11 protein-coding genes are annotated in these 12128 nt (G+C 67.9%); 6 read left to right on the forward strand and 5 right to left on the reverse strand.

The features are described from left to right. The first annotated feature begins 43 nt into the window (after positions 1-43). The 4 genes from ACM14_RS15090 (at position 44) to ACM14_RS15105 (ending at position 4432) form a co-directional block, all read left to right on the forward strand. Positions 44-391 (forward strand): rhodanese-like domain-containing protein, encoded by a 348-nt coding sequence (locus ACM14_RS15090; protein ID WP_012205782.1) that lies wholly within the window; start codon positions 44-46, stop codon positions 389-391. A 90-nt stretch (positions 392-481) separates the two neighbouring features. Next, the gene (locus ACM14_RS15095; protein ID WP_065346579.1) at positions 482-1957 is read left to right on the forward strand and encodes a TolC family outer membrane protein; all 1476 of its coding nucleotides are present in this window, start codon (positions 482-484) and stop codon (positions 1955-1957) included. Positions 1958-2327: 370 nt separating this feature from the next. Beyond that, the gene (locus ACM14_RS15100) at positions 2328-3005 is read left to right on the forward strand and encodes a response regulator (protein ID WP_013802240.1); all 678 of its coding nucleotides are present in this window, start codon (positions 2328-2330) and stop codon (positions 3003-3005) included. Between the two features lie 2 nt (positions 3006-3007). Beyond that, complete coding sequence (locus tag ACM14_RS15105) at positions 3008-4432, forward strand: cell wall metabolism sensor histidine kinase WalK (RefSeq protein ID WP_065346580.1); 1425 nt, start codon at positions 3008-3010, stop codon at positions 4430-4432. Positions 4433-4469: 37 nt separating this feature from the next. Here the strand turns inward: ACM14_RS15105 and ACM14_RS15110 are convergent, their stop codons facing one another. The 5 genes from ACM14_RS15110 to ACM14_RS15130 all read right to left on the reverse strand — a co-directional run bounded on the left by ACM14_RS15110 (position 4470) and on the right by ACM14_RS15130 (position 10815). Next, positions 4470-5795, reverse strand: coding sequence for a 3-deoxy-D-manno-octulosonic acid transferase (locus tag ACM14_RS15110; RefSeq protein ID WP_065346581.1), 1326 nt, complete (start codon positions 5793-5795; stop codon positions 4470-4472). Between the two features lie 15 nt (positions 5796-5810). Next, positions 5811-7199: a phosphomannomutase/phosphoglucomutase gene (locus ACM14_RS15115; protein WP_065346582.1), complete on the reverse strand. Its 1389-nt coding sequence runs from the start codon at positions 7197-7199 to the stop codon at positions 5811-5813. A gap of 150 nt (positions 7200-7349) precedes the next feature. Further along, entirely contained in the window at positions 7350-9236 is a 1887-nt protein-coding gene (locus tag ACM14_RS15120; protein WP_065346583.1) for a propionate--CoA ligase, read from the reverse strand. Positions 9237-9351: 115 nt separating this feature from the next. Then, a complete protein-coding gene (locus ACM14_RS15125; protein WP_065346584.1) occupies positions 9352-10023 on the reverse strand; it encodes an outer membrane protein in 672 nt (223 codons plus the stop codon). 189 nt (positions 10024-10212) lie between these two features. After that, entirely contained in the window at positions 10213-10815 is a 603-nt protein-coding gene (locus ACM14_RS15130) for an isochorismatase family protein (RefSeq protein ID WP_063325974.1), read from the reverse strand. 195 nt (positions 10816-11010) lie between these two features. Here ACM14_RS15130 and ACM14_RS15135 point away from each other — a divergent pair, with 195 nt between their 5' ends. Next, entirely contained in the window at positions 11011-11646 is a 636-nt protein-coding gene (locus ACM14_RS15135) for a C40 family peptidase (protein ID WP_012205793.1), read from the forward strand. A 163-nt stretch (positions 11647-11809) separates the two neighbouring features. Next, on the forward strand, positions 11810-12067 hold the full coding sequence (locus ACM14_RS15140) for a GlsB/YeaQ/YmgE family stress response membrane protein (RefSeq protein ID WP_012205794.1): 258 nt from the start codon (positions 11810-11812) through the stop codon (positions 12065-12067). The last annotated feature ends 61 nt before the right edge of the window (positions 12068-12128 follow it).

Here is a 12128-nt window from a genome sequence, read left to right on the forward strand (position 1 = left end):
GGCCGCTGCGGCAACTCCACTCCATTCCGCAAGGATCTTTCCGATGCTTCCCCAAGTGCCTCCCGCGCAACTCAACGATTGGCTGAACCAGCACTCCAGCGGCTCCGATGCCCTGCCCCTGGTGCTGGACGTGCGCGAGCCCTGGGAAGTGGCCCAGGCCAGCGTACGCCCCGAGGGCTTCGAGCTGCGCTGCATCCCCATGGGCGAGATTCCCTCGCGCCTGCAGGAACTCGATCCGGATCACCCCACAGCCTGCCTGTGCCATCACGGCGCACGCAGCATGCATGTCGCTGCCTTCCTGATGAACAACGGCTTCGAGACCGTGGCCAATATCAGCGGAGGCATCGATGCCTGGTCGCGCGAGCGCGACCCAGGCGTGCCGCGCTACTGAGCGGCAACACGCAAAAGAAACCCGGGACACGGCGGCACACCCGCCGTCCCCGGTGCTTCGTGACGACTGTGTTTTGATTCGAGGACCTCTATGCCCCTGCTTCGGCCCCTTGCCCCTGTCGCTTCCGCCCTGACCCGCCCATACGCCTGGCCCCTGCGCCACATGGCCTTGCTGCTGTGCGCGGCGGGCATGGGCTCGGCCCTGGCACAGGCTCCTGCCCCAGCCGTCCTTGCGCCCGCCCCTGCGGCCCCGCAGTCTGCCCTGCCCTCTCTGACAGCCTCTGCGGCCACGGGCCAGAACCTGTCCGAACTGGTGGCCAAGGCCCGCGGCTACGACGCCCAGTGGCAGGCCCAGCAGGCCGACGCCCAGGCCGCCGCCAGCCGCGCCGAGCAGGCACGCTCGGGCCTGTTGCCCAGCGTGGGTCTGCAGGCCGGTGCCAACACCTCGCATGTGGAAGTCAGCGTGCTGCCGGGGAGCTTTCGCTCGCCCCAGCAGAACCTGCAGCTCAGCGCCCAGCAGCCGCTGTACCGTCCGGCCAACAAGATCGCCTACGACCAGGGCCAGCGCGGCGTGGACGTGGCGCGCGCCCAGTTGGACAGCGGCGAGCAGAACCTGCTGGTGCGCGTGGCCCAGGCCTACTTCGATGTCCTCGGCGCCCAGGACAGCCTGGCCGTGGTCAAGGCACAGAAGGCCGCCATTGCACAGCAGCTGGAATTCGCCAAGCGCAACTTCGAGGTCGGCACGGCCACCATCACCGACTCGCGCGAAGCCCAGGCCCGGTTCGACCTGGCCGGCGCGCAGGAAATCGCCGCCGAGAACGATCTGCGCGTCAAGCGTCTGGTGCTGGACCAGATCGTTGGCGCCGTTGGCACCGTGCCCCGCCCCCTGGCCCAGCCGCTGCAGTTGCCGGCCCTAATGCCCGCTGATGCCCAGTCCTGGGTGGACACCGCACTGCAAGGCCAGCCCCAGCTGCGCCAGGCCCGCCTGGCGCTGGACATCGCCCAGCTGGAAACGAAGAAAGCCGAGGCCGGCCACAAGCCCACCGTGGACCTGCAGGCCGGCTACGTGGTCAACCGCTATCCCAATGGCTCGGTCACGCCGCAGATCGGCACCAGCTACCGCACCAATGCCGCCAGCGTGGGCGTGGTCATGAACCTGCCCCTGTTCGCCGGCTTTGCCGTGCAAAACCGCATCAAGGAAACCCTGGCGCTGGAAGACAAGGCGCGGGCACAGCTGGACGACGCCCAGCGCAACGTGGAGCAGAGCACGCGCACGGCCTTCTTCGGCGTGCAGTCGGGCCAGGCCCAGGTCAAGGCGCTGGAGGCCGCGCTGGCGTCCAGCCAGAGCGCGCTGGACGCCAACAAGCTCGGCTACGAGGTCGGCGTGCGCATCAACATCGACGTGCTCAACGCGCAAAGCCAGCTCTACCAGACCCAGCGCGACCTGGCCCTGGCGCGCTACCAGGTGCTGCTGGGCCAGCTCAAGCTGCGCCAGGCAGCCGGCACGCTCAGCGACGACGACCTGCGCGCCATCGATGCGCTGTCGCTCCGCGCGCCAGCCCCTTGAATCCCTGAAGCGCCCGCACGGCCGGCAGTGCCCCGGGCTGATGCCCGGCCGCCGCGGGCCGCGCGCCTGGCGCCGCAGCCCTGTGCTCTGGCAAAGCCGAGGCACGCAAACCCGCCACGACCAGCATCCAGGCAGCCAGCGCGCACAGCGCCGCCAGACGGCTCAGCAAGGAACAGCGGGAGAGTCTTGGCATGCGTGCCTTGCCTTCGTGGGAGTTGTCGAGCGGGCCACTGTGGCAAACCAGCCTGAAGACCTGCCCCGGCTTTCCTGAAGGGATGCTGAAGCGCATCGTCCCCGCCTTGACCGATACTCGCGGCAGCCCTCCCGCAGGCGCCGGTCCACGGCATGGGAGCGGCACAGGAAACACACGATGAGACTGCTGCTGGTGGAGGACGATCTGGATCTGGGCAATGGCGTGCGCATCGCATTGGGCGATCACGCCATGGACGTGGTCTGGGTGCGCCGCCTGTCCGATGCGCTGCGCACGCTGGAGCAGCAAAGCTTCGAGATGGTGTTGCTGGACCTGGGCCTGCCCGATGGCGACGGCATCAGCCTGCTCACGCGCCTGCGCCGCGAATGGCGCCGCCTGCCCGTGCTGATCCTGAGCGCACGCGACAGCCTGCACGACCGGCTGCACGGCCTGGACAGCGGCGCAGATGACTATCTGGTCAAACCCTTTGCCCTGGCCGAACTGGTGTCACGCGTGCGCGCCCTGGCACGCCGCAGCTATGGGCAGGGCGACGGAACGCTGCATCTGCGCGGCCTGTCGCTGCACGAGCCCACGCGCCGTGTCAGCGTTGCAGGCCAGAACGTCGAGCTGTCCCGCTGCGAATTCGACCTGCTGGCCCTGCTGCTGCGGCGCATGGACCGCGTGGTCACGCGCAGCGGCATCGAGGAGGAAGTCATCCCGGGCGGCAGCGCCAACGGCAGCAATGCGCTGGAGGTCCATGTCTCCAACCTGCGCCGCAAGATCGGGCCGGGCTTCATACGCACGGTGCGCGGCATTGGCTATGTCATCGACTCGCAGCCGATGGCCCCCCTGTCCTGACCATGACATCGCACACCCTGCAGGGGCAACAGGCCAGCCCGAGATGGCGCCGCTGGCTGCGGCCCACCCTGGGCCGGCGGATGCTGCTGGCCCAGATGGGCGTGCTCACCGCGATCTGGACTGCGTTGCTGGTGGCAGCCATCTACATGGCCCACTTCCACAATGAATTGCTGGTCAGCAAGCCTGTCTACGAACTTGTCATGGCTGTGGCCGAGGACCTGGCCGACCTTCCGGACCGCCAGCAGCACAGCCTGGCCGCGCTGGACACGGCCCTGCGCCATGAGTACGGCGACGGAGACGACGACATCCGCTTCACGCCCACGCTGCTGGTCTGGCAGCGCGGCCAGCTCCTGTACCGCTCGCCCACGCCGGCACCCACGCTGCGCAACCGCGTGCTGGACACGGTCGAGGACATAGATTTCGAAGGGCAGACCTGGCGCATGAGCACGCTGCGCTCGGCCTCGGGCCAGACCGAAGTCACGCTGATGCTGCCGTCCTTCAAGGAACTGCTGATCACCCTCAACACCCGCAGCTACTACCTGCTGCCGCTGCTGATCAGCCTGCCCTTCCTGGCCTTTCCTGCCTGGTGGTCGGTGCGCGCGGCACTGCGCCCGCTGCGCCGCGTGGGCGACGAGCTGGCCACGCGCGGCCCCGACGACCTCAGCACGCTCACCTATGCGCCGCCACACGCCGAGCTGCGGCCGCTGGTGCAGGACATCAACGCCCTGCTGGCCCGCGTGCGCTCCAGCAGCGAGCGCGAGCGCAACCTCATCGCCGATGCAGCCCACGAACTGCGCACGCCGCTGGCAGCCATGCACGTCAACGTCGAGGCCCTGCTGCGCCTTGGCAGCGAACCGCGCCAGCAGGAACTCATGGACAGCCTGCTGCGCAGCAACCAGCGCGCCAGCCGCATGGTGGCCCAGCTGCTGCAACTCATGCGCAGCGAGACCGAAGCGCCCGGCATGGCCATGCAGCCGCTGCGCCTGGACCTGCTGCTGGAAGACCGGCTCGCCGCACTCGATGCCCTGGCCTGCCGCCGCCCGGTGGAACTGGCCCTGGAAGCCAGCGAGCCACTGAGCGTGATGGGCGAACGCGAAGGCCTGGTCTCGCTGATCGACAACCTCGTGGACAACGCCATCAAATACAGCCCCGCGCACGCCACCATCAGCGTGCGCCTGCAGCGCCAGGGCGACCAGGCCGTGCTCCAGGTGCGCGACCGTGGCCCGGGCATCGCCGAGGCCTGGCGCCAGCGTGTCTTCGACCGCTTCTTCCGCGTACCCGACCAGAGCCAAAGCGGCAGCGGCCTGGGCCTGGCCATCGCCAGGACCGTGACCGAGCGGCACGGCGGCAGCATCGAGCTGCTCAGTGCGGAGGATGGAGGGCTGCTGGCGAGTGTGAGCCTGCCCGTTCTGCAGGACGCCGGCTGATCCGGCCTGCGGATACCGCCAGCCGAAAACCCAGTGCTCAGCGCAACGGTTGGGACTGCAACAGCCCGGCCACCGCCTGTGCCGTCGCCTGAGCTGCACCGCGGTGCTGGTCCAGGAAGCCGCGCGCCTGGGCCACCGCATGGGCGTGGGCCTGTCGGTCCCGGGCCAGGTCCACGGCCAGGCGCAGCCCGTGCTCCATGTCGGGCGCCCGCAGCGCGGCGCCGGCTTCGCAGGCCAGGTCCGAGGCTTCGCTGAAGTTGAAGGTATGCGGCCCCAGCACCACGGGGCAGTCGCAGGCCAGGGCCTCGATAAGGTTCTGGCCGCCCAGCGGCGCAAAGCTGCCGCCCATGAGCGTGGCGTCGGCCAGGCCGTAGTACAGGGCCATCTCGCCCAGCGAATCACCCAGCCAGATGTCGATGTCATCCGCCGCAGCCCCGCAGGGCGGGCCACCCACCCACTGGCTGCGGCGCGAGACATGCAGGCCGCCGCCAGCCAGCAGCGCCGCCACTTCGTCAAAGCGCTGCGGATGGCGCGGCACGACCAGCCATTGCACGGCCCGGCCTGCCGGCCCCAGCGTGCGCAGGGCGGACAGCAGCATGGCCTCCTCGCCCTCGCGGCTGCTGGCCAGCAGCACCACAGGGCGGGACAGGCCGGACTTCCATTGCCGGGCGCGCTCCAGCAGCACCGCGTCCGGACGCGCATCGAATTTCAGGTTGCCGAGCACGCCGCGCACGGGCGCACCCAGCAGGCGCAGGCGCTGCGCATCGGCCTCGGTCTGCGCCCAGGCGGCGGCCAGGGCGGCATAGGTAGGGCGCGCCAGCGGCGCCACGCGCAGCGCCTGGCCCAGCGATTTGTCGCTGAGCCGCGCATTGGCCAGCGCCAGCGGCACGCCCTCTTCGCGGCAGATGGCGACCAGGTTGGGCCACACTTCGGTCTCCATGAGCACGCCGACCGCGGGCCTGAATTGCTGCACGAAGCGGCGCACGGCCGCTGGGGTATCCCAGGGCTGCCAGACCTGCAGGTCCCCGGGCTGCAGCAGCCGGCGGCCTTCGGTGCGGCCTGTGGCCGTGCCATGGGTCAGCAGCAGGCGCATACCGGGCAGGCGTTCGCGCAGCGCGGTCAGCAAGATGGCGGCAGCGCGCGTCTCACCCAGCGATACGGCATGAATCCAGATCCACCGGCCGCGTCCGTCCTGCCCCAGCGTGGCCGGCTGGTAGCGGCCAAAGCGCTCGGGAATGTGCTCGGCATAGACGGGCTCGGCCTCGGCGCGGCGCAGCAGCTTGCGGCGCAGAAGCGGCTGCGCCGCCCAGGTCACGGCGCTGTACAGCGCGCGCGCCCAGGACGTGGGAGAGCGTGGAGTCATCGCCTGGCGCGCAAATCAGTGCGCGGCGCCGCCAACCTGCGCGCCGGGCTTGACGCGCTCCAGCAGCGCCAGCATCTGCGCCTCGATGCGCGACAGCGCCTCCTGGGTCTGGCCCTCGAAGCGCAGAACCAGCACGGGCGTGGTGTTGCTGGCGCGGATCAGGCCGAAGCCGTCGGCCCAGTCCACGCGCAGGCCGTCGATGGTGCTGACCTGGGCCGGTGCGGCAAAGGTCTCGGCGGCCAGGGCCTGCAGTTCGGCGGCCAGGCGATGGGGCTCGCCTTCGGCGCAGGCCACATTCAGTTCAGGGGTGGAAAAGCTGGTGGGCAGCGCGTTGAGCAAGGCGCTGGGGTCGGCCTCGCGGCTGACGATCTCCAGCAGGCGGCAGCCCGCGTAGGTGCCGTCATCGAAGCCATACCAGCGCTCCTTGAAGAAGATGTGGCCGCTCATCTCGCCGCCCAGCGGCGCGTCCAGTTCCTTCATGCGGGCCTTGACCAGGGAGTGCCCGGTCTTGAACATCACGGGCTCGCCCCCAGCCTCGCGGATGGCGGGCGCCAGGCGCTGCGTGCATTTCACGTCGTAGACGATGCTGCCGCCCGGCACGCGCGAGAGCACGTCCTTGGCAAACAGCATCATCTGGCGGTCGGGGAAGATGTTCTGGCCGTCCTTGGTGACGATGCCCAGGCGGTCGCCGTCACCGTCGAAGGCCAGACCCAGCTCGGCGTCCGAGGTGCGCAGCGCCTCGATCACGTCGCGCAGGTTCTCGGGCTTGCTGGGGTCGGGATGGTGGTTGGGGAATTCACCGTCCACTTCGGAGAACAGCTCGATCACCTCGCAGCCCAGGGCGCGGAAGATGCCGGGCGCCGAGGCACCGGCCACGCCGTTGCCGCAGTCCACCACGATCTTGATGGGGCGCGCCAGCTTCACGTCACCCACGATGCGCGCCTGGTAGTCGGCCTGCACATCGGCGCGGCGCACGCTGCCGGTGCCCGTCAGGGTCCAGTCGTCGCTCTCGACGCGGCGGCGCAGCGCCTGGATTTCCTCGCCGTAGATGGCGCGGCCGGCCAGCACCATCTTGAAGCCGTTGTAGTCCTTGGGGTTGTGGCTGCCCGTGACCTGGATGCCCGAGCGCGCCAGTGTGCTGGCCGCGTAGTACAGCATGGGCGTGGTGGCCAGGCCGATGTCGATCACCTCGATGCCGACCTCGGTCAGGCCGGCGATCAGCGCCGCGGACAGCGAGGGTCCCGACAGGCGGCCATCGCGTCCCACGGCCACCACGGTCTCGCCGGCCGCCAGGGCCGCCATGCCGAAGGCGCGGCCCACGCCGAGCGCCACCTCCTCGTTGAGCGTGGACGGCACGATGCCGCGGATGTCATAGGCTTTGAAGATGGAAGATGCGACCTGCACGTCGAAAACGCTTTCTCGTCGGTTGAAAACAGGGCGCCGCAGCCTGGGGACCTGGCCCGGCTGCGGCCCAAGGCGCGATTGTAGGCGCGGCAGGCAGGGGCGCCGGCGCACATCACCCAGGCTGCAAGCGGTTGCGGCGCGCGCCCTGCCTCACAGCTGCTGCTGCACCTGGGCCAGCGCAGCCGGGTCTTCCATGGTGCTGAGGTCGCCCGGGTCGCGCCCCTCGGCCACGGCCTGCATGGCGCGGCGCAGCAGCTTGCCGCTGCGCGTCTTGGGCAGCGCACTGACGAAGACCACGCGCGAGGGCCGGGCCACGGCGCCCAGCCGCGCATCGACCAGCTTCATCACATCGGCCTGCAGCGCCGCGCGCTCGGCCTCGCCCTCCAGCGCCGTCCGGGGCACGGCAAAGGCCAGCGCCACCTGGCCCTTGAGCGTATCGGCCACGCCGACCACGGCGACTTCGGCCACCTGGGGGTGGGCGGAGATGCATTCCTCGATCTCGCGCGTGCCAAGGCGGTGGCCGGCCACGTTGATCACGTCGTCCGTGCGGCCCAGGATGAAGAAGTAGCCATCCTCGTCGCGAATGCCCCAGTCGAAGGTGCTGTAGACCATGCGGCCCGGAATGCTCTTCCAGTAGGTATTGACGAAGCGCTGATCGTCACGCCAGACGGTCTGCATGCAGCCCGGCGGCAGCGGTCCCTCGATGGCCAGCACGCCCTTTTGCCCGGCGCCGAGCAGTTCCTCGCCCGTGGCCTCGTCGATCAGTTTCACGTCATAGCCATAGACGGCCTTGCCGGGACTGCCGAAGCGCGTGGTCTGCTGCTCCACGCCGTTGCACAGCGTGAGGATGGGCCAGCCGGTCTCGGTCTGCCAGTAGTTGTCGATGATGGGCTTGCCCAGGGCCTGGCTGATCCACTGCGCCGTGGGCTCGTCCAGCGGCTCGCCGGCCAGCCACAGCGCCTTGAGGCTGGAGATATCGTGGCGGTGCAGGTACTCGGCATCGTGCTTCTTGAGCACGCGGATGGCCGTGGGCGCCGAGAACATGTGGGTGACCCGGTACTTCTCCACGATGCTCCACCAGATGCCTGCGTCGGGGCGTATGGGCAGGCCCTCGTAGAGCACGGTGGCCATGCCTGCGATCAGCGGCGCATAGATGATGTAGCTGTGGCCCACGACCCAGCCGATGTCGCTGGTGCAGAAAAAAGTCTGCCCTGCCTCGGCCCCGAAGATCAGCGGCATGCTGGCGGCCAGCGCCACCGTGTAGCCGCCTGTATCGCGCTGCACGCCCTTGGGGCGCCCCGTGGTGCCGCTGGTGTAGAGCGTGTAGCTGGGGTCGGTGGACTCCACCCAGGTGCAGGCGACCTGGGCGTCGGCATGCAGCGCACGCAGGCTGGCCCAGTCGTGGTCACGCCCGGCGCGCATGGGCGCAGGCGCCAGGCCACGGTCCACGATGAGCACGGCCGCTGGCTTGTGGCTGGCCAGTTGCAGGGCCTCGTCCAGCAAGGGCTTGTAGGCCACCACACGACCGCCGCGCGAGCCCGCGTCGGCACTGATGATGACCTTGGGCTCGGCATCGTCGATGCGCGAGGCCAGCGCCGCCGAGGCAAAGCCGCCGAACACCACTGAATGGATGGCACCCAGCCGCGCGCAGGCCAGCATGGCAAAGGCCGCCTCGGCAATCATGGGCATGTAGATCTGGACACGGTCGCCCTTTTGCACGCCCAGCGACTGCAGCACGGCGGCCATGCGCTGCACCTCGGCATGCAGTTCGCGGTAGGTGTAGACCTTTTCCGTGCCGGTCTCGGTGGAGATGGCGATCAGCGCGTTCTGGTCGGCGCGCTCGGCCAGGTGCCGGTCCACGGCGTTGTGGCAGAGATTGGTCTGCCCCCCGACAAACCACCGTGCAAACGGCGGATTGTCGTAGTCGCAGATGCGCTGGGGCGGCACATACCAGTCGATGCGGCGGGCCTGCTCGGCCCAGAAGGCATCGCGCTCCTCGATGGAGCGGCGGTGGAAATCGTCAAAACGCGGGGCCATTGTCTGTCTCCTGTCGTTGTCATGGATTGGCGGCTTCTGAATTCATAATTATTCATAATGCGCTTGCCAAAAGCTGACAACTCCGCGCTGCGCGGACAGACAGGCCCCTTCAAACTCAGAAGCTGTAGCGCAGGCCGACCGAGATCTCGCTGGAACTCAGCTTGGCGCGCATCTGCTCATCCTGCAGGCCACGGACATTGGTGAAGTTGTTGGCGCCGCTGTGGGTCTTGCCCATGCCCACATAGCGGTAGCCCAGGTCGATGCTGACCTTTTGAATCGGCGAGTAGCTGACGCCAAAGCCCAGCGCATAGGCCAGATTGTTCTGGGAATCGCTGAAGTACTGGCGATTCGGATTGCCTTGCCAGCCGCTGGACTGCAGGTGGGCCAGGCCCAGGCCCGCCGTGCCGTACACGGAGAACTGCGCGTTCAGGGGGAAATCCTTGTACGCATTGATCATCAGGCGCTGAGAACGGATGCTGTGGTGATTGAAGCTCGTGGGAAAGCGCGTGGAGCCGCTGGTGAATTCGTTGCTCCTGGGCAGGGTGTATTCGGCTTCCAGGCGCCAGTCCGACGGGAGCTCATAGCCCAGGGCCAGAGAGCCGCCTGTAGCGCGGCGGCTGTCGTCGCCAGGCACGAACTGCCCCAGGCCGGGGCGGGCGCTGGAGTCCATGTCTTGGGCCTTGTAGTTGGCGGAGTTTATGCGGACGGCGCCATAGAAATTGTCGGCAGCTAAAGCGCTGCCCGAGGCGGTCAGGATCAGGGCGGTGAAGGTCAGAACGTGCTTCATACAGTCTCTCTTGGGGGAATGCCGCCACTGTAGAAAAACGCCCTGCCCGCGCCTATTCGGCCGGCTACGCACGCAGCTCCGTAGAACTACGCGGTGCAGCGACAGCCCGCCTCCCAAGAAGAGGCCGGTCACCATGAAAAAAGGCGCTCCAAAGAGCGCCCCAAGACGGCGGACCCAGGAACCCGTGCCTTACTTGACCAGGGCAAGCAGCTCCTTGAAGGCCGGATGCTCGCAGCTGCGCAGCCACTCGAAGGCCACCATCTCCGTGGTCACCAGCTCGGCACCCGCGCCGGCCAGGCGGTCGAAGGCGGCATCGCGGTTGCGCTCGGTGCGCGAACTGCAGGCGTCGGTGACGACCCAGACATCGAACTCATCTTCCAGCAGCTCCAGCGCCGTCTGCAGCAGGCAGACATGGGCTTCACAGCCGGCAATCACCACCATGCTGCGCTCGGGCGCCTGCTGCTGGGGCTTTTGCAGGTGCTTGGGCAGGCTGCGTGCATTGCCGCCCTGGGGCCGTGCAGGAGGACGCAGCCACTCGCCCAGGCCCTCGGCCACGGCGCTGAAATGCATCTTGGACAGGGTCCGGTCGCACAGCGCGCGAAGTTCGGCGTCGTTGGCGCCCAGGCGCGAGGGGTTCTGCTCGGTGCCGAAGACCGGCACGTCCACCAGCTGCGCCAGGCGCGCCAGCTTCACGGCATTGGCCAGAACTGCCGGTCCCTCGAAGATGGCCGGCATCAGGCGCTCCTGGTAATCGACGAGTACGAGCTGGGAGTCGGTGGCTTCAAGCAGCATGGCGGATCTTTCTTGGGAATATGGAGCGGCGCGGGCCGCCCTTCTTATACAGGACAAAAGGGAAAGCTTTCCATTGTCGCAGCTTGCGTGCGCTCCCTGCCGCGCAGCCCGGATTCCTGAGGTAACTCAAAAACCCAGGCTTTCGGGGGTCTTATCGAATTTGTCCTACGTTTTTGCGTGGTAATCTCGCGCCCCATGTCCCGATGGCTTATTGCACTCCTGTTTGTCAGCGTCACGGCACACGCGGCTCCGCCCGAAATGCGTGACGACGATATGAACCAGCTGCTGGTCAACCGCAGCCTCATCTCGCAGCTGCGCGAAGCCCGCCACCACATGGCGGAACGCACTTCCGACTTCGTCAAGGAAGCACGACAAAGCGTCGCCGAAAAGACCTCCGATCTGGTCGTGACCGCCATGGGCTTCATCGGCGTTCCCTACCGCCGCGGCGGCAACAGTGCCGAGACCGGCTTCGACTGCAGCGGTTTCGTCCGCGCCATCTACTCCGAAACCCTGGGCAAGGTCCTGCCGCGCCGCGCTGACCAGCAGGCACAGGCCACGGAAAAAATCGACAAGAACGAACTCAAGCCCGGTGATCTGGTGTTCTTCAACACCATGCGCCGCACCTTCAGCCATGTCGGCATCTATGTCGGCGACGGCAACTTCATCCATGCACCGCGCACCGGTGCGCAGGTTCGCGTGGAAAGCATGCAAAGCGCGTACTGGGCCCGCCGCTTCGATGGCGCCCGCCGCGTGCAGGACGCCGACGGCCTGGGCCTTGACGCCAGCAAGGCCGCTCTGGCCCTGCAGATGCAGGCAAGCCAGCTGCAGTGATCGCAGCGTCTTTTGCGCCAATCCACAAACGCCTGCACATGCAGGCGTTTTTGTTTTTCAGGGCCCTGCCCTGGCTTCGTCCCAGGTTGAGATGCTGTCCGACAGGGCCACCCGGTGCCGGGCCCTAGAGTCGCGGCATGGAAGCTTCAGTTCGGAGAAAAGCATGATGTCCTTGATTGGTACCCTCATCGTTGGCCTGGTCGTTGGCTTGCTGGCGCGGGCACTCAAACCCGGCGATGACAGCCTTGGCTGGATCATGACCATCCTGCTCGGCGTGGCAGGATCGTTTCTTGCCAGCTACGTCGGTGTCGCCATGGGTTGGTACGAGGCCGGGCAACCCGCCGGCTGGATCGCCTCCATCGTGGGCGCCATCGTCATCCTCTTCATCTACAGTCTGGTGCGCAGCAAGAGCGCACGCTGACCACCCTGCGCGCCAGCCGCATCCGCCGGCTGGTGCATTCTCTTGATCGACATCTGCCCCG

Source organism: Delftia sp. JD2, assembly GCF_001682645.1.
GTDB lineage: Bacteria > Pseudomonadota > Gammaproteobacteria > Burkholderiales > Burkholderiaceae_C > Comamonas > Comamonas acidovorans.

Excerpts from the sequence above, each read along its gene's own strand:
- ACM14_RS15095 (WP_065346579.1), top strand. The coding sequence starts at position 482 with ATGCCCCTGCTTCGGCCCCTTGCCCCTGTCGCTTCCGCCCTGACCCGC.
- ACM14_RS15100 (WP_013802240.1), top strand. The coding sequence starts at position 2,328 with ATGAGACTGCTGCTGGTGGAGGACGATCTGGATCTGGGCAATGGCGTG.
- ACM14_RS15125 (WP_065346584.1), bottom strand. The coding sequence starts at position 10,023 with ATGAAGCACGTTCTGACCTTCACCGCCCTGATCCTGACCGCCTCGGGC.
- ACM14_RS15135 (WP_012205793.1), top strand. The coding sequence starts at position 11,011 with ATGTCCCGATGGCTTATTGCACTCCTGTTTGTCAGCGTCACGGCACAC.
- ACM14_RS15090 (WP_012205782.1), top strand. The coding sequence starts at position 44 with ATGCTTCCCCAAGTGCCTCCCGCGCAACTCAACGATTGGCTGAACCAG.
- ACM14_RS15120 (WP_065346583.1), bottom strand. The coding sequence starts at position 9,236 with ATGGCCCCGCGTTTTGACGATTTCCACCGCCGCTCCATCGAGGAGCGC.
- ACM14_RS15130 (WP_063325974.1), bottom strand. The coding sequence starts at position 10,815 with ATGCTGCTTGAAGCCACCGACTCCCAGCTCGTACTCGTCGATTACCAG.
- ACM14_RS15140 (WP_012205794.1), top strand. The coding sequence starts at position 11,810 with ATGATGTCCTTGATTGGTACCCTCATCGTTGGCCTGGTCGTTGGCTTG.
- ACM14_RS15105 (WP_065346580.1), top strand. The coding sequence starts at position 3,008 with ATGACATCGCACACCCTGCAGGGGCAACAGGCCAGCCCGAGATGGCGC.
- ACM14_RS15110 (WP_065346581.1), bottom strand. The coding sequence starts at position 5,795 with ATGACTCCACGCTCTCCCACGTCCTGGGCGCGCGCGCTGTACAGCGCC.